Genomic DNA, 16982 nt, shown 5'->3' with positions numbered 1-16982 from the left:
TCTCGGGTTCGCTGCGGTGCTTAGTACTGGGCCGAAATGCTGAAGAAAACGCGGGGGTTCTTGTCGCCCTGGGTGAGCACGTCGGAGCTCATGGGCTTGGCGACTTCGAGGGTGGCGTACAGGTTCTTGGTCAGGTTGGCGCGCATGCCGGCGCCATAGGACGAGAGCTTGGCGCGGGCCAGTTCGGGGCTCTCGCTGCGCGACCAGAGTCGTCCGCCGTCGATGAAGGAATACACATGCGCGCCGTGCGGCAGGAACGACTCCGAGGACACGGCGTAGCGCAGTTCGAGCGAGCCGGAGACGCCGCTGTCGGCGGAGATCTCGCCGTCGTCGTAGCCGCGAGCGAAGCTGGGGCCGCCGAGCGCGAACTCTTCGCTGGCCAAGAGCGGGCTGGCGCTGTACTGGCCGGCAAAGGTGGCGACCAGGCTTGCGCGGTCGGTGAGCTGCTGCAGGCGGGTCAGTTCGGCGGTGAACTTGAAGAAGTCGGGGCGGCCCTTCACACGCGAGGCCAGCTCGTTGCCTTCCTTGGAAGCGCCCAGGCCGTCGATGCCCTTGTGGAAGGTGCCGCGCAGGGCGGTGATGCCGTTCCAGCTGTCGGTGCGGTCGTAGCTCAGGCCCATGCGCAGCACGCGCAGCTTGTCGCGGGTGAACGGCGTATCGGTGATGTCGGTGGTGACGTTGCGGACTTCGAACTGGCCGACGGCGCGCAGGTTCTGCAGGCGCGAGCGGATGAGGGGGTAGCTGGCGGTGGCGGCGTAGGACTCGACGTCGCTGGCGACGTTGAGGTCGGCGAGTTCGCGGCCGGGGCGGCTTTTGGCGTAGCTGGCGGTGGCGCCGAGCGTCAGGCCGCTGCTGGTGGCGAGCATGTCGTAGCCGACGGAAGCGGCCTTGCTGCGGTAGGCGGGGGTGCCGAGGCGGCCGGTGACGGTCAACCGGTCGGCGTTGGGGCCGAACGAGTTCAGGCTGAGCTGGGCGAGGGCCTCGCCCCAACCCAGGTAGGGCGAGCCGCGGTTGTCGAAGCCGATGGAGGCGTCGAAGGGCTTGCGCTCGCTGTGGACGACGAGCGTGGAGCCGCCGACTTCCTTGGGGGAGGCCTCTAGGGATGCGCGCACGGTCATGCCGGCCAGGTCGTTGGCCAGCAGCAGTTGGCGTTCGACCTCGGCGACGTTGATGGGGCGCACGCCGCGCAGTCGTTGGACGAGCTTCTCGATGGCGGCCTGGGCGGGACCGATGTCGTCGTCGTACTTCACGTCGGAGATATAGCCCTCGACGACACGGATGCGGAAGACGCCGCCGTCGATGGTCTGTTCGGGGACGATGACGCGGGTGGTGACGAAGCCGTCGTTGCGGTAGCGCAGCTCGATGTCGTTGGCGACCTTGAAGGCGTCGGCGACAGAGATGGTCTTGCCCAGCAGGCCTGCGTACAACGCGCGGATGTCAGTGGCGGGGTACTGCGTGACGCCTTCGACCCGCATGTCGGTCAGGGCGAAGGTGAGCTTGTCGGCGCCGGCGGGGGCTTCGGAAGCGCTGCCTTGCTGGACGGAGACCGAGGGCGCGCCGGTCGTGCTCTGCGGCATGACGGGCTGGGGCAGCGAGCGGCCGGGCTCGGCGCCCGAGGGCAGTTGCGGCACGGTTTGCGCGGCCACCGGGCCGGCCAGCGCCAGGGTCAGGGCCAGTGAACTGCCGAGTCGGGTGGCCAACGGGGTCAGAGAGCAGGCGGACGGGCGGGCGGAAGCGTAGTGGCGCGACATGAGGACTCGGGCGGCGAGGGTCAGACCCAGACAGGGCGGCAGCGACATTCGCAAACGGCGGAATGAGCCAATTACAAATGGTCGCATCTTTACAAAGGCTGGATGCTATTTGACATATGTTTCAATCTTGAGTAAACAAAATTTTTACATATCGCCTGCGTGTTAGATATTTATGCCTCCTATTTCCCTCTGGTAAGAGTCGGTTTTTAAAATCAAAAGCCGGGAAAAACGTTGCAAAATGTCAACTGCAAAGGAATGCAAAGTCCGCCGGCAGCCTGGAAACGAGGGCGTGAAGGGGCCGCCAATGTCATTCGCTTGCGCTTGCCGAGCGCCGTGAAGAAGCACGGACCCTTCATCGGGGTCGCGTCTGCTCGATGCGGTGGCCGGATTTCCTGGAGGCACGCGACATGCTGGTGACCGCAAGCCGGCCGACGGCGCGGACCGTTCCGCTGCCGGGAATGCGCTGGTACAGCCAGGAGGCCATAGCCATGTCCAATCACGTCTACAAGCAGATCGAACTGGTCGGTTCGTCCACGAAGTCCTCGGACGACGCCATTGCCCAGGCCATCGAGCGCGCCTCGAAAACCCTGCGCAACCTGGATTGGTTCGAGGTGACCCAGGTGCGTGGCCACATCGAGAACGGCAAGGTGGCGCACTGGCAGGTCGGTCTCAAGCTCGGCATGCGGCTGGAAGAGTAGGCCGCAGCGCCGCGCAATTCGGGCACATTGGAAATATTGCGGCAATATTTTGACCACGCTTTCCAAGTGCCTGTTATTGCGAAGATTTTCTGAATTGTCAGATACCTGTGCAGAGGCTTGTCCACAATGCCGGTGGATAAGCGCCGGCGGCGATGAAGACCCGGTAGGGGCCGGTATGGGCCGCGAACGGGTCCCAGCCCTCCTGAACCACCGGGTCAGGCCTTCGGAAACATGACGGAAAGAATTTGACCAGCACGTCCAAGTGCTTGTCCGGAAAAGGCTTTTCGGCCTTGTCAGACACCTTTGCAGAGGCTTGTCCACAACACCGGTGGATAAATGACCTGGGGATGGGCAGTAGAAAGCGCCACCCCGGCCTCGGTGCTGGAAGAAGGTCTGGACGGGGCTTTTCCGAGGCTGCCCGGAAGCTTCGGAAAGAATTTAACCAGTTCCTCTAAGCCCCTGTTCCTTAAAGTTTTTTCGGGCTTGTCAGATAGCTGTGCAGAGGCTTGTCCACATCGCCGGTGGATAAGCTGCTTTCAAGAGAACGGGCACGCCTTTTATGACACCCTCCTGTGGATAGCAGCCCCACTGCGCGGTTTCTGCGCGCCATTTATAACTGCTTGAAGCGCAAGGACTTTCCCGATCTGCCCGCAGGCTGTCCTCAGCCTTATCCACATCTGCGGTGGAAAACCCTTTACTGTTCTTGACCTTTTTTTGCCCAGGGAACTCAGACCATTGATCTGTAACGGAAAATCTCCGGGTTCCCCCCACTGGACACAGGGTTTTCCACACGCGACGGGGATAAATAGGGGGCGACCCTTGCCTCCCCGCCGCGGGGTGTCATCAGGCTGTCTTCTTCACCCAGGCGACATAGCGGTCCATCCAGCCCTGCAGGAACTTGCGCGTGTCTTCGTTGGTGATCTGGAACTGGTCGTCGATCAGGCCTTCCTTCATCTGCAGGAACACCTCGGGAGTGGTCAACACGTTCACGCCTTCGGCGGCCAGCACGTTGCGCAGGTGTTGTTGCGCCATGGCCGAGCCCGCGGCGCTGGGCGAGGTGCCGACAATGCCGCCTGCCTTGCCCATCCAGACGTTCTGGCCCCAGGGACGCGTTCCCCAGTCCACGGCGTTCTTCAGTGCGGCCGGGATCGAGCGGTTGTGTTCGGGGGTGACGAACAGCACGCCCTGCGACTGGCTGATGAGCGTCTTCAGCTTGGCGACCGCGGCCGGCAGATCGTTTTCCAGGTCTTGATTGAACAGGGGTAGGTTCAGGTCCGCGAATTCGACGCTGACATCTTCGGGCGCCAGCTTTTCCATGGCCCGGGCCAGGCGCAGGTTGATGGAACCGGAACGCAGACTGCCGACCAGGACGGCGATTTTGGTGGTGCTCATGGGCGGATTGCTCCTAGGTGAGGGGTCGCCCCAGTGTAGAGAACGCTTTCCGACCGTTCAACGGGCTTGTGCCGTCATTGCGCAATCCCTTGTGAGTATTGTCGGGACAGGCGCGCGGGAATGCACCATTATGGTGCGTAATATGCGGGTAATCCCTGGTCTGGGGATTTGTGCGGTGCAAAATAACAAAGGCATCGCAAGCAAGCCGCAAGGCTTCTTCCTTGTTCAAGGGGGGCATGCTGCACCGCAAGGTTGGCACGTCTCTTGCTGGGGTTAACACGGACGCGCCAGCAGGCGTTTCCAGGCTGGCCCGCTGCATAGGAGTTCATCATGTCCGCCGCCCGACCCCCCGTACCCGCGCCTATTCCCGTGACGATGTTGGTGACCCGCCACATCTCGCCGGATCGCTACAGCGACTTCCTGGCCTGGATGCGCCAGGGAGAGATCCTGGCGGCGGGATTTCCAGGATTCCTGGGCTCGGGCGTGCTGCAGCCGCCCGAAGGCGGCGACCAGTACCAGATCGTGCTGCGCTTCACCGACGAAGCCAGCCTCACGCGGTGGGAAGGCTCGTTGCCGCGCCGCATGTGGCTGGAGCGCGGCGCCTCGCTGGTGCGCGCCACGCACGAAACCCGCGTCAGCGGCATGGATAGCTGGTTCGGCCCACGCGTCTCGGCGCCGCCGCGCTGGAAGCAGGCCGTCAGCATCTGGGTGGCCTATTTCCCGATGCTGCTGCTGTTCTCCACCCTTTTCAATCCCATCCTGAGCGCCTTGCCGCTGTTCTGGCGCGTGCTGGTCACCACGGCCTGCATGACGCCGGTGCTGTCGTTCGTCTGTATGCCCGTCATCACGCGCTTGCTGCGCGGCTGGCTGTATGCGGGCAACAGCCCGCGCGCCCTGAAAGCGCTGCGTTCCTGACGCCTGGCGGCTCGTTGGGCGGGCCCGATGAAAATCGCCCGCGCCGAAACCTCGGCGCGGGCGATTCTTTTCATTGCGAGGAACTGTCCCGATGCCTTAGCCACGCTCCCCGGCCGGCGCGGCCGGCACGCGCGCCAGTTGCGGCAAGCGCTGGGCGGGCGCGGCGTGCTGCGGCGGGTTGCCCAGCAGCTTCAGGAAGCGGCTTACATAGCGGTCGATGGTGTCCTGGGTCATGGCAACGCTCCGTAAAGATCAGGCGCAAGGTTTTCGGGCCTGTACAGCCTGTCAAGCAATACCCGTGCCATGTCTGCGTTCACGATCCTGCGTGGGCAGGACGGCGGTGGGGTCCGATCTTTCGGGCAGGAATGCACCGATCAGGTGCCATTTCGGGGATGCTCCAGCGCGCCAGGCAACCCGTCTTGCCTCGCCCTGGGGCATGGCCGTCCGCCTGCCGCCTGCGCGCGGCAAGCCATTGTTTTCGCTGACATCACGCTAAAAACCAACTGACATCATTCTGAACAAAGAACGAATCTCGTTTACACTGCATCCCTCGTGAGTTCACCTACACGCCGTCCGTCGCGGGGCGGTCGTGCAAACAACGGAGTTTGTCGATGTATCAGTCGCTGCGAGGCCTGCTGTACGGTGTTGCCCTGGTGGGTACGCTGGCAGCGGCTGGCGCCCACGCCGCGGTCGAGCCCAAGGCCGTCACGCGCATCTATTCGGACATCGCCCTGGCGGGTTATGAAGATTCGCTGGCCACCGCGCGCACGCTGCGCAAGGCGGTCGATGCCCTGGTCGCCCAGCCCAGCGAGCAGACGCTGAAGGCCGCGCGCGAAGCCTGGATCGCGGCGCGCGTGCCCTATCAGCAGACAGAGGCTTTCCGTTTCGGCAATCCCGTGGTCGACGACTGGGAAGGCCGCGTCAACGCGTGGCCGCTGGACGAAGGCATGCTCGACTACGTCGACGCCTCGTACGGCACCGAGAGCGACGCCAACGCCTATTACGTGGTCAACCTGATCGCCAATTCCAGGATATCGGTGGGCGGCAAAACCATCGACGCCTCGCGCATCACGCCCAAGCTGCTGTCCGAAGTGCTGCACGAAGCCGATGGCAACGAGGCCAACGTGGCCACCGGCTACCACGCCATCGAATTCATGCTGTGGGGCCAGGACCTGAACGGCACCGGCCCCGCGCCGGCCGACCGCAAGGGCACGCCGCAGGAGCGTCATTCGGGCAATCGTCCGCACACCGACTTCGACACCAAGCACTGCACCGGCGGCCACTGCGACCGCCGCGTCGCGTTCCTGAAGGCCGTCAGCGCCCTGCTGGTCACCGACCTGGAAACCATGGTCGGCAACTGGAAGGCCGGCGGCGCCGCCCGCAAGGCCGTCGAGGCCGATCCCAAGGCGGGCCTGAACGCCATGCTGACCGGCATGGGCAGCCTGTCCTATGGCGAACTGGCCGGCGAGCGCATGAAGCTGGGCCTGATCCTGGGCGATCCTGAAGAAGAGCACGACTGCTTCTCGGACAACACGCACAATTCGCACTTCTACAACCAGATCGGCATCCGCAACGTCTATACCGGCGCGTATACCCGCGTGGACGGCAAGACGGTGCAGGGCGCCAGCCTGTCCGACCTGGTCAAGGCGCGCGACGCCAAGCTCGATGCCGAAGTGCGCGCGCGCCTGGATGACACCGTCAAGGCCATGCAGGCGCTGAAGACGCGTGCCGAAACCGTCGAGACCTACGACCAGATGATCGGCAGCGGCAACGCCGAAGGCAATGCGGTGGTGCAGAAGGCCATCGATGCGCTGGTCGCCCAGACCCGCAGCTTCGAGCGCGTGATCACGCTGCTGGACGTGGGCGAGGTCAAGGTCGAGGGATCGGACAGCCTGGACGACCCGGCCGCCGTATTCAAATGAAGCCTGTGATGGTTGCGGCGGCGCTGGCAGCGCTTGCCGCGGTAACGCACGGGGCGGCGTCGGCCGCCCAGCCGGCCCAGGCGCGCGCGCAGCAGCACGAGGCTGCCAGGGATCCCAACGTTCCGGCCGGTCCCTCGCCAGCGCCGCAAGGCATCGCCGAGGCGGGCGAGGCTGCCGCCAAGCGCAAGCGCACCGATCTCAATTCCACGGATCAGGCGCGCGTGCGCCAGGTCACCCAGGCCACGGACGATTTCAGCCGCGCCGAGCCTTTCGAGCTGATGCAGGCCGGCGCGGCCACCGTGCGCCCGCTGATCAACGCCGATGTCTTCTCGCTGCCCTCGGCCACGCTGGATTTCGAAGGCCGGCAACGCTTCCAGATGGGCAACAGCCTGTTCCGCAAGGACTGGGTCTCGTCGCCGTCTTCCACCCAGGCCTCGGATGGCCTGGGGCCGCTGTTCAACGCGCGCTCCTGTCAGGCCTGTCACGTGAAGGACGGGCGGGGCACGGTGCCCGGCTTCGATCCCGTCGAGCGCAGCGATGCCGTGGCCTTGCTGATGCGGCTGGCCGTGCCGGCATTGACCGAGGCCGACCTGCGCCGCATCCATACCGGCGAAATCCATTTCCTGCCCGATCCCGTCTACGGGGTGCAACTGCAGAATTTCGCGGTGGCGGGCCTGCCCGCCGAGGGCAGCCTGGAGATCGATTACTCGCCGGTGGAAGTCAAGCTCAATGGCGGCGAAACCGCCACGTTGATGCGGCCCGCCTACCGTATCGAGAACCTGGGCTACGGCCCCATGCGCGCCGACGTGCGGATGTCGCCGCGGCTGGCGCCGCCGATGATCGGCCTGGGCCTGCTGGAAGCCGTGCACGAGGCCGACATCCTGGCCAATGCCGCGGCCGACCACGGCGACGGCGTGCGCGGCAAGCCCAACTGGGTGATCGATGCGCGCACCGGCAAGCCGGCGCTGGGCCGCTTCAACTGGAAGGCCAGCCAGCCCACCGTCGAGCAGCAGTCCGCCGTGGCGTTCTCGAACGACATGGGCCTGTCCACGCCGATGTTCCCCAGCCATTACGGCGAATGCACCCAGGCGCAGGCGGAGTGCTTCAAGCTGCCGCACGGCGCGCAGCCGCACCTGGGCGAGCAAGAAGTGCCGGCGCCGTTGATGGACCTGGTCGCCGACTACGCCACCAACCTGGCCGTGCCGCAGCGCCGCGACGTCGACGATGCGCGCGTGCTGGCGGGCAAGAAGCTGTTCTACGAGGCCAACTGCGTGGCCTGTCACGTGCCCAAGTACGTGACGCGGCGCGATGCGGCGCGGCCGGAACATCGTTTCCAGCTGATCTGGCCGTATACCGACATGCTGCTGCACGATATGGGCGACGGCCTGGCCGACGACGTGTCCGAGGGGCTGGCCTCGGGCCGCGACTGGCGCACGCCGCCGCTGTGGGGCATCGGCCTGACCAAGACCGTCAACCCCAACGCCACCTGGCTGCACGATGGCCGGGCGCGTACGCTGCTGGAGGCCGTGCTGTGGCACGGCGGCGAGGCGCAGCCCGCGCGCGATCGCGTGGTGAACATGACGCCTGAAGAGCGCGCCGATCTGGTGCGCTTCCTGGAGTCGCTGTAAGTGAAGGGCCCGTCGAGCGTGACGGGTCCTCGATGGGCGCGGCGGGACGCCGGGCGCGGTAGCGGGCATGCGCCCGAGTCGCGCCTCGCCAGCCCGCCCAGTCATGCAAAAGGAATCCACACCATGTCTCTTCCCCTTCCGTTACGCAAGAGGCTGGCGTTCGCCGCATTGGGATGCGCCTGCGTGGCGCCCGCCGTGCAGGCCGCCGCCACGGCCGAGAGCCTGGGCCAGCGCCTGTCCGAAGGCTATGCCCGTCCGGCATTCGCCGACTTCGGGAAGGCGGTCGACCGCTTGCAGGCAAGCCTGAAAGACTGGTGCGCGGGCGGCGAGGCCAAGGGGGCCGAGCGTGTCTCGGCCGCTTTCGGCGAAACCGTGCAGGCCTGGACCGGCATCGAATTCCTGCGATTCGGTCCCCTGGTGCAGGGCAACCGCTACGAGCGCCTGGCCTTCTGGCCGGATCCGCGCGGCGTGGTGCTGCGCCAGGTGCAGGAGGCGCTGGCCAGGAAGGACGAGGCCTTGCTGGCGCCGGGGGCGCTGGCCACCCGCAGCGTGGCCGTGCAGGGCCTGCCGGCGCTGGAGTTCGTGCTGTATCGCGACGGCGGCGTGCTGCAGTCGCGCGATGCGCCGGGCTTCGCCTACGAATGCCGCTACGCGCAGGCCATCGCCGCCAATGCCGGCGCCGTGGCCGCCGAACTGGTCCAGGCCTGGAGCCCGCAGGGCGATTTCGGCCGCCAGTTCGCCGCGCCCGCCCCGGGCAACGACCTGTACCGCAACAGCCAGGAAGTGGCCGCCGAGGCGATCAAGGCCCTGTCCACCGGCCTGCAGTTCGCGCGGGACATCAAGCTGCTGCCCGTGCTGGGCAAGACGCCCGCCGACGCCCGCCCGCGCCGCGCGGCCTTCTGGCGCAGCGACCTGACCGTGCCTTCCCTGATGGCGGGGCTGGATGGCATGGGAGCCTGGGCCGGGCACCTGACCGAGGCGTTGCCGCCCGATGGCCGCTGGACGGGCCAGGCCGTGCGCGACGAACTGAACCGCGCGCGCCAGGCCCTGACGGACGTGTCCAAGCCCATCGAACAGGCCGCCGGCGACGAGGCGTCGCGCCAGCCCTTCACGCTGGCCGCGCTGGTGCTGAAGAACGCCAAGGACATCGCGGACCAGGATTTCGCCGCCGCCTTCGGCGTGTCCATCGGCTTCAACGCGCTGGACGGGGATTGAGCGTGCGGATCGACCGCCGCCGCTTCCTGGCCCTGTGCGCCGCGCTGGGCCTGCCCGGCACGCCGGCGGCCTGGGCCGCCGCCGCACCGCGGACGGAGCGCGCCGATGGCGAACCTTGCTATGTCACCGCGCGGCGGCGCGCGGGCCGCTACGAGGCCGTGGTGCTGGACGCGCGCGGCGCCGATCTGCTGCGGGTGCCCATGCCGGACCGCGGCCACAGCTTCGCGCTGGACCCGGCGCGCGGCCGGGCGGTGGTGTTCGGCCGCCAGCCGGGTTTCTTCGCCGTGGCGTTCGACGTCACGGGCCGCCGGCCGCCGCAGCCCTTGCAGGCCGCCGAGGGCCGCCATTTCTACGGCCACGGCGTCTTCCTGCCGGATGGCAAGCGCGTGCTGGCCACCGAGAACGACTACGAGCGCGGCCGTGCGGTGCTGGGCGTGTACGACGCCTCGCCGGGCGGCCAATACCGCCGCCTGGGCGAATTCGACGTGGACGGCATGGGCTCGCACGAGGTCGTGCTGCTGCCCGACGGCAAGACGCTGTGCGTGGCCAACGGCGGCATCCTCACGCATCCCGACTACGGCAAGCTGGAATTGAACCTCGATTCCATGCGGCCCTCGCTGGTCTACCTGGACGCGGCCGACGGACGGATCATCGAGAAGGTCGAGCTGGACGCCTCGCTGCACCAGTTGTCCATCCGCCACCTGGGCCTGGCGGGAGACGGGGCCGTGTGGTTCGGCTGCCAGCACGTGGGCCCCGAGAGCGAACAGCCGGCGCTGGTCGGCCGCCACCGGCGCGGCCATACGCCAGAACTGTATCCCGGTCCGGCCGAGGTGCTGCGCGACATGCGCCACTACATCGGCACCGTGGCCGCCGATGCCAGCGGCCGGATCATGGCCACCTCCAGCCCGGTGGGCGGCCAGGTGATGTACTGGGACGCAGACAGCGGGCGCTACCTGGGCGTCACGAAGCTGCCCGACGGCTGCGGCGTGGCGCCGCGCGCCCGGGGCCATTTCCTGGCCAGCAGCGGGCTGGGCGCCATGATCCACACCGGTCCGGGCATCGAGCCGCGTCCCGTGCGGCCCACCGATGCCGGCCTGGCTTGGGACAACCACTTCCGCCGCCTGTAAGGCTTTGCATCGCCGTGCGCGCTTTGCCGCAGCTTGCCGCTTCCATCTGCTAGAGTCGCCGATGCGTCCGCGCACGCCAACCGCATGCCTCGGTGCGCGGCGCCTTTATTTCTTTTTCCACGGGAGCAATCATGGAAACAACCTGGAACGGGCTGGTCGGGATCTGGCCGCGCGTGTTCGACCTGGGCGTCAACCTGGCCGTTGCGCTGCTGATACTGTGCGTGGGCTGGTGGGTGTCCAGCCTGCTGGGCAGTTGGGTGCGCCGCATCGCCAGCCGCTCTTCGCACATCGACCGCACCATCATCCCGATGTTCTACGGCGCCGTCGTCTGGGCCGTGCGCGTGTTCACGATCATCGCCGTGCTGGCGCGCTTCGGCGTGCAGACGGCCAGCCTGATCGCCGTGCTGGGCGCGGCCGGCCTGGCCATCGGCCTGGCGCTGCAGGGCACGTTGCAGAACATCTCGGCCGGCATCATGCTGCTGATCCTGCGCCCCATCCGCGCGGGTGAATACGTGGCGCTGAGCACCGGTATCGACGGCACGGTGGACGAGGTCGGCCTGTTCCTGACGCGCCTGGTCAAGGTCGATGGCATCACCGTCACGCTGCCCAACAGCACCGTGTGGAATGCCACCATCACCAACTACGCGCGCAACGCCACCCGTCGCCTGGACGTGCCCGTGATCGTCCAGTACGGCGATGACGTCGATGACGCCATTGCGCGGTTGCAGCAGTTGGTGGCCAGCCACGAAGATGTCCTGGATACGCCCGCGCCGGTGGTGAAGATCGAGGACTACCGCGACCACGGCGTGGTGGTCAACGTGCGCGTCTGGACCCAGGCCTCGAAATACGGCGACCTGCGCTGGGCGATGCTGCACGAGGTGCGCAAGACGCTGGACGACGCGGGCTTCCAGTCGCCGGTACCGATGCAGCGCGCCGTGTACCTGCCCGGGGCCGACAACGGCCAGCGCCTGGCGGACGCCGCCAGGATGCCGGGCGCGAGGGGCGGTCCTGCCGATCCGGCGGGCAATCCTGGTAATCCACAGGGTACGCCCGGCACGTCCGCCTGAGGTCTCTCGACATTTGCCAGGGGCGGGATTCTCGGATCCCGCCGTCCCTGGCGGGACGGCCTCAGGCGCGCGGCGCCAGCCGGCCCAGTTCCGCCTTGATCCAGCCCGCGATCTCGCGCTGGCGCTGCGCCGGCATGCGGTCGATGATGGCCGTCACGCTCACCGCCAGCACCGGCGCGCCTTGGGCATCCAGCAGGGCGCAGCCCACCCCCAGCGCCCCGCGCACCGCGTGGTTGCCCACCACCGAATAGCCGCGCGCGCGGGTGTTCTCGATCAGGCGCAGCATTTCGTTGGCGGTCATGCCGCCGTATTCGTCCAGCTTGGCGGAGTTGCGCATCACGATGCCGTGCGCGGTGCGGTCGGGCAGGGCGGCCAGCAGCGCCATGCCGCCCGATCCCACGCCCAGCGGCTGCCGCTTGCCCGCGTACGTGGCCAGGATCTGGACGGGATAGCTGCCGATCTCGCGATGCAGGCTGACGGATTCGTCGCCATCGCGCACCACCAGGAACACCGCGTCGCCCGTGCGTTCGGCCAGGCGGCGCAGCGTGGGCAGCATCTGCCGCACGCGAGGATCGGGAGGGGTCAGTTCGGGTTCGCTGTCCAACTGGGCGCGGTAGCGCTTGCTGCCTTCTATGGCGGTCACCAGCCCGGCTTCCAGCAGTGCCGCCAGCAGGCGGTAGATCGTAGGCCGCTGGATGGACGTCAACCGGGCGATGTCGGTCACGCTCAGGCCGGCGCCACCTTGGTCTCGCAGGGCCGCCAGCACCATCAAGCCGCGTCGCAGGGTGCGTGGACCTGCGCCCGCCGCATCGCCGGGCGCATCGGCGGTACCCGCCGAATCGAGTTCTTGCATCGTTGAGTCGCCTTCCTAGTGTTTATCGGGAGGGGAAAACGCTAACAAGTTGTATGTCCATCGTATGGACTTTGCCTTGCTGGGCGCTGCGATGGTAGCGGACAATCGTGTCAAAGCATCTCAAACGTCCACGAGATGGACAATATTACTGGAGACTGATCCATGAACATGGATTCCAAGCCCCGTCGCGGCCGCGCGGTGGCCACACTGTTCGCGGGCCTGGCTGCTGCCTTCGCTTTCCAAGCTCCCGCTCAAGCCGAATATCCCGATAAGCCTGTCCGCGTCATCGTCGGCTTCAGCGCCGGCGGCACCACCGACGTCATCGCCCGCATCATGTCCAAGGAACTGACCCAGGCCCTGGGCCAGTCGTTCGTGGTCGAGAACCGTCCGGGCGGCGGCAGCAACATCGCCACCGACATGGTGGCGCGCGCCAATCCCGATGGCTACACGCTGCTGTTCGTGGCCGTCACCAGCGCCATCAACCAGACGCTGTACAAGAACGTCAACTTCAACCTGATGAAGGACTTCACGCCCGTGGCGCTGGGCGCCAAGGTGCCGAACATCCTGGTCGTCAATCCCTCGGTGCCGGTGAAGTCGGTCAAGGAACTGGTCGACTACGCCAAGAAGAATCCGGGCAAGCTGAACTTCGCCTCCTCGGGCAGCGGCACCTCGATCCACATGGCGGGCGAACTGTTCAAGCAGCGCGCCGGCATCGACGTGCTGCACGTGCCGTACAAGGGCAGCGCGCCGGCCTTGACCGACCTGATCGGCGGCCAGGTGCAGTTCATGTTCGACAACATGCCGTCGGCCTGGCCGCACGCCCAGTCGGGCAAGCTGCGCGCCCTGGCGGTCACGACCGCCCAGCGCTCGCCCAGCGCGCCGGACCTGCCCACGATGCAGGAATCGGGTTTCGCCAACTTCGACGTGTCGTCGTGGTTCGGCCTGATCGCCCCGGCCGGCACGCCGCCCGAGGTCGTCAACAAGCTCAATGCCGCCATGGTCAAGGCGCTGGACAAGCCCGAAGTGCTGAAGGCCTACGCCGACCTGGGCGCCGTGGCCCAGAAGACCACGCCGGCCGAATTCGGCGCCTTCATCAAGTCGGAAGTCGAGACCTGGGCGCCGGTGGTGAAGAACTCGGGCGCGACGGTCGACTGATCGCCCGTGTCACGCCGACGCGTCCTGGTGCGCGTCGGCAAGAACAAGAGCTCCCGGCAGGCCTTGCGCGGGAGCTTTTTAACGTCTGGCGGGCGGGTGTCAGTCTTTCCGCGGCTTCGCCGTGGCCAGCATGGCCGTGCAGACGCCGCGCAGCATGTCGACTTCGTCGCGGGTCAGCGCCTGGCGGCTGAACAGGTGGCGCATGCGCGGCATCAGTTTCTTGGGATGCGCCGGATCCAGGAATTTCACGGCGATCAGCGCCTCTTCCCAGTGGGCCAGCAGCCCCTGCACGGCCGCGCCCGGGGCCGGTTCGGCGCCGGTTTCGGCCTGGCTGGGCGGGGCCGGCGGCAGCATGGGCGCGCCGCTGGCCGCCAGCAGGGCATAACGCATTTCCCAGGCGGCCAGTTGCAGCGCCTGCGCGACGTTCAGCGAGCTGTATTCGGGGTTGGCCGGGATGTGGCAGATGCGGTGGCACAGGGCGATCTGGGCGTTGGTCAGCCCGGCGCGCTCGGTGCCCAGCACGATGGCCACGCAGCCCTCGGACGTGTCGTCCAGGTGGCGGCGGGCCAGGTCGGCGGCCTGGCGGATGTCGCAGGGCGGGGGCCCCAGGTCGCGCACCCGCGCCGTCAGGGCGAAGGCCAGCGTGACGGGCGCCAGGGCCTCTTCCAGGGTGGCGTACACCTGTGCCCGCTCGAGCACGTCGCCCGCGCCGCTGGCCAGCGCCAGGGCTTCCGGCTGCTCCAGCATGTCGGGAAACCGGGGCTCGACCAGCACCAGTTCAGAGAAGCCCATGGTCTTGATGGCGCGTGCCGCCGAGCCCACATTGCCAGGGTGGCTGGGCTGTACCATGATGAAGCGGACGCGGGAAAAAGCTCGAGTCATTTAAAATGCTGTGTTTGGCCCTGTTGGCCTACCTGATTTCTTGCCTGCGGCGGAGAATCCGGCAGGCGGCCCTTATCGCTTCTCCGTACGGAATTCTATGCATCCGATGCTCAATACCGCCATCAAGGCGGCCCGGCGTGCCGGCACCATCATCAATCGCGCCAGCCTCGATCTGGAACACCTCACCATCGCGCGCAAGGGGCCGCGAGATTATGTCACGGAAGTCGATCGCGCCTCGGAAGAGGCCATCATCGAAGTCCTGCAGACGGCCTATCCCGACCACGCCTTCCTGGGTGAAGAGTTCGGCCAGCAAGGCGACGAGAACGCCGAATTCCAGTGGATCATCGATCCTCTGGACGGCACCACCAACTTCATCCACGGCCTGCCCATCTACGCCGTGTCGATCGCGCTGCTGCACCGCGGCCAGGTCTCGCAGGCGGTGGTCTACGACCCGACCCGCAACGAACTGTTCACGGCCAGCCGCGGCAGCGGCACCTTCCTGAACGACCGCCGCGTGCGCGTGACGGGCCGCACCCGCTTCCACGATGCGCTGCTGGGCGCGCACTGGCCCGGCTCGGCCGGCCCCGATGGCGGCGCCGCGCGTTTTCGCGACATGGCGCAGGGCTGCTCGGGCGTGCGCCGCCTGGGCTCGACCGTGCTGGACCTGGCCAACGTGGCGGCCGGCCGCCTGGACGGCTTCTGCGGCGTGGGCCTGAAACCCTGGGACGTGGCGGCAGGCAGCCTGCTGGTGCTGGAGGCCGGCGGCCTGATCTCCGACTTCGACGGCGAGCAGGGTTGGCTGAAATCCGGCGACGTGCTGGCCGGCAGCCCCAAGATTTTCACCCAGATGATGAGCAGCCTGCAGCCCAAGCCGGCTGCCTGACAAGGTTCCGCATCGAGCAAAGCCGGCCGCGTGCCGGCTTTTTTCATGGGGTCCGCCCGTGAGGGCAGGCGGCGAGCGCCTGCGGCGCTGGGCCTGGCCGGAGCGGTAGAGCCGTGTCGCCGTGTCGTGCGAAAAAAGCGTGCTGTTTCCGAGCACTGCCGGGCCGGTTTCGGGCATCCGGCATCGATAGAATCGCGGCCTGCTTCTGCGCGCATCGGCTCGGGCGGTCTGCTCGACGGTGTCGATCAAAATTTATGCTCGTGATAAAATGACGATGTCTCTTTGGCTTTGTGCTCCTGGGGAGCTTCCCCCTCACGACGGCAAGAAGAAATCCTTGGCGGGGCCGCTTTTCGATTTGGCCTCCTTGCAGAAGCTGCTGGCGGCAGGCGCGCTCGACCTTGCCAACGACAGTCATTTCTACGTCGCGACGGACGATTGCTGGGCTGACATGAAAGCCCTTAAATGGGTGCCGGCACGGCATCTCCGGCAGGCGCTCATGCTTCTGGTTCCAAAGCCGAGAAAAGACCAAGGCGACTATCTCAATTCACAATGGGCAGAAGACAGCGACGGCAACTGGCACCCGTGTGATGCCTATGCCATTTGCCTCGACGAAAGCAATGAAGACGTGTTCGTCCGTGCCAAGGGGGCGCCGCAGACCTACATCAAGTTTTCGATTGACCAGAGTGGCTGTGTTTGTCTTTTCCTGCTGTCCTGCCACGCGTCGTCGTGACCAAACCCGGAGACGGATCAAATGGATAACCCCGTGATGTGCCGCCGCTGCCGGAACGGTCGCATGCAGACCGTCGAGCGCATCGAGACTTTCACGCCTCCGACCGGCGCGGTGGTCGAGGTTCGGCAGGTTTGCTCGCGCTGCGATGCTTGCGGCAACGAGCGCGTGCTCGCCTCGCAGATCGAACAGAACCTGGTTTTGCGCGCCGCACGCAAGGCGCACTACGGCGAGTATCTGCTTGGTGAGGATATCGCGGCATTTCGGCGCCGCTGGGGACTGACGCAACGGGACTTCTCCGCCATATTCGGCCGGGGCATCATTGCTTTTTCCCGCTTCGAGACAGAGAAAAGCTATCCGGATCTGACGCTGACGCGCTTGTTGAAAGTGGCCATGCGCAGACCCGAGGTGTTCAAGGAACTGGCTGACGAGGCGGGCATCCGCATCCCGTTCAGGCAGGCTCCGGACAAGGCCGGCGCCGAGCTGAAGGCGCTCGTCCAGCGGGTCGGGCAACGGCACACCTTCGAGCCTGCACGGATCGATGCCACGGAGGACGGCGCGTCCGATACGGTTTTTTCCAGCCATCGGGCTGCGCGATGAAACCGCGCGAGCAGATTTAACCCCTTGCCGCGCGCATGGCGCGGGGGCCGGTACGGCTGCCCGCCGTACATTTCCCGGACGGGAATATCGGCATGCGCGCGACGCCGGTGGCCAGACAGCGGCGCCCGCGGCATTTCCCCCCTCGCCGGCGGTGCGCTCGCGCCAAG

The 16982-nt window shown here is 66.7% G+C and carries 16 protein-coding genes; 11 read left to right on the top strand and 5 right to left on the bottom strand.

All coding sequences use genetic code 11. From position 1 onward, the window contains the following. Positions 1-20: 20 nt before the first annotated feature. Positions 21-1751, bottom strand: a complete 1731-nt coding sequence (locus A7W11_RS26375; RefSeq protein WP_173678838.1) for a ShlB/FhaC/HecB family hemolysin secretion/activation protein — start codon at positions 1749-1751, stop codon at positions 21-23. A gap of 488 nt (positions 1752-2239) precedes the next feature. Here A7W11_RS26375 and A7W11_RS26370 point away from each other — a divergent pair, with 488 nt between their 5' ends. Beyond that, positions 2240-2449: a dodecin gene (locus A7W11_RS26370; RefSeq protein ID WP_066421891.1), complete on the top strand. Its 210-nt coding sequence runs from the start codon at positions 2240-2242 to the stop codon at positions 2447-2449. Positions 2450-3292: 843 nt separating this feature from the next. Here the strand turns inward: A7W11_RS26370 and A7W11_RS26365 are convergent. After that, positions 3293-3841, bottom strand: coding sequence for an NADPH-dependent FMN reductase (locus A7W11_RS26365; protein ID WP_066421212.1), 549 nt, complete (start codon positions 3839-3841; stop codon positions 3293-3295). A gap of 330 nt (positions 3842-4171) precedes the next feature. Between A7W11_RS26365 and A7W11_RS26360 the strand changes: the two genes are divergently transcribed. Continuing rightward, positions 4172-4756: an antibiotic biosynthesis monooxygenase gene (locus tag A7W11_RS26360; RefSeq protein ID WP_066421205.1), complete on the top strand. Its 585-nt coding sequence runs from the start codon at positions 4172-4174 to the stop codon at positions 4754-4756. A 96-nt stretch (positions 4757-4852) separates the two neighbouring features. On the opposite strand, the gene A7W11_RS28220 is transcribed toward A7W11_RS26360, so the two are convergent. Then, positions 4853-4990, bottom strand: coding sequence for a hypothetical protein (locus tag A7W11_RS28220; RefSeq protein ID WP_156523244.1), 138 nt, complete (start codon positions 4988-4990; stop codon positions 4853-4855). Positions 4991-5379: 389 nt separating this feature from the next. Between A7W11_RS28220 and A7W11_RS26355 the strand changes: the two genes are divergently transcribed. The 5 genes from A7W11_RS26355 to A7W11_RS26335 all read left to right on the top strand — a co-directional run bounded on the left by A7W11_RS26355 (position 5380) and on the right by A7W11_RS26335 (position 11715). After that, the gene (locus tag A7W11_RS26355; protein WP_066421889.1) at positions 5380-6678 is read left to right on the top strand and encodes an imelysin family protein; all 1299 of its coding nucleotides are present in this window, start codon (positions 5380-5382) and stop codon (positions 6676-6678) included. Positions 6679-6956: 278 nt separating this feature from the next. Continuing rightward, positions 6957-8306, top strand: a complete 1350-nt coding sequence (locus A7W11_RS26350) for a di-heme oxidoreductase family protein (protein ID WP_412778757.1) — start codon at positions 6957-6959, stop codon at positions 8304-8306. Positions 8307-8429: 123 nt separating this feature from the next. Continuing rightward, positions 8430-9521, top strand: a complete 1092-nt coding sequence (locus tag A7W11_RS26345; protein WP_066421202.1) for an imelysin family protein — start codon at positions 8430-8432, stop codon at positions 9519-9521. A gap of 2 nt (positions 9522-9523) precedes the next feature. Then, a complete protein-coding gene (locus tag A7W11_RS26340; RefSeq protein WP_066421881.1) occupies positions 9524-10648 on the top strand; it encodes a DUF1513 domain-containing protein in 1125 nt (374 codons plus the stop codon). Between the two features lie 131 nt (positions 10649-10779). Continuing rightward, positions 10780-11715, top strand: coding sequence for a mechanosensitive ion channel family protein (locus A7W11_RS26335; protein WP_082887498.1), 936 nt, complete (start codon positions 10780-10782; stop codon positions 11713-11715). 61 nt (positions 11716-11776) lie between these two features. Here A7W11_RS26335 and A7W11_RS26330 read toward each other — a convergent pair whose 3' ends face one another. After that, positions 11777-12568, bottom strand: a complete 792-nt coding sequence (locus A7W11_RS26330; RefSeq protein ID WP_066421200.1) for an IclR family transcriptional regulator — start codon at positions 12566-12568, stop codon at positions 11777-11779. A 162-nt stretch (positions 12569-12730) separates the two neighbouring features. Between A7W11_RS26330 and A7W11_RS26325 the strand changes: the two genes are divergently transcribed. Beyond that, positions 12731-13723 (top strand): tripartite tricarboxylate transporter substrate binding protein, encoded by a 993-nt coding sequence (locus A7W11_RS26325; protein ID WP_066421199.1) that lies wholly within the window; start codon positions 12731-12733, stop codon positions 13721-13723. Positions 13724-13822: 99 nt separating this feature from the next. Here A7W11_RS26325 and A7W11_RS26320 read toward each other — a convergent pair whose 3' ends face one another. Beyond that, on the bottom strand, positions 13823-14605 hold the full coding sequence (locus tag A7W11_RS26320; protein ID WP_082887497.1) for an RNA methyltransferase: 783 nt from the start codon (positions 14603-14605) through the stop codon (positions 13823-13825). A gap of 97 nt (positions 14606-14702) precedes the next feature. Here A7W11_RS26320 and A7W11_RS26315 point away from each other — a divergent pair, with 97 nt between their 5' ends. The 3 genes from A7W11_RS26315 to A7W11_RS26305 all read left to right on the top strand — a co-directional run bounded on the left by A7W11_RS26315 (position 14703) and on the right by A7W11_RS26305 (position 16815). Continuing rightward, on the top strand, positions 14703-15488 hold the full coding sequence (locus tag A7W11_RS26315) for an inositol monophosphatase family protein (protein ID WP_066421193.1): 786 nt from the start codon (positions 14703-14705) through the stop codon (positions 15486-15488). A gap of 268 nt (positions 15489-15756) precedes the next feature. Continuing rightward, positions 15757-16218 carry a hypothetical protein gene (locus A7W11_RS26310; protein ID WP_156523243.1) on the top strand — a complete coding sequence of 154 codons (462 nt, stop codon included), beginning with the start codon at positions 15757-15759 and terminating at the stop codon, positions 16216-16218. 21 nt (positions 16219-16239) lie between these two features. Continuing rightward, positions 16240-16815 carry a type II TA system antitoxin MqsA family protein gene (locus tag A7W11_RS26305; protein WP_082887496.1) on the top strand — a complete coding sequence of 192 codons (576 nt, stop codon included), beginning with the start codon at positions 16240-16242 and terminating at the stop codon, positions 16813-16815. Positions 16816-16982: the final 167 nt, after the last annotated feature.

The organism is Bordetella ansorpii, from assembly GCF_900078315.1.
GTDB lineage: Bacteria > Pseudomonadota > Gammaproteobacteria > Burkholderiales > Burkholderiaceae_B > Bordetella > Bordetella ansorpii.
Note: the sequence above shows the minus strand (reverse complement) of the source record. Positions and strands in the feature narration are given on the sequence as shown.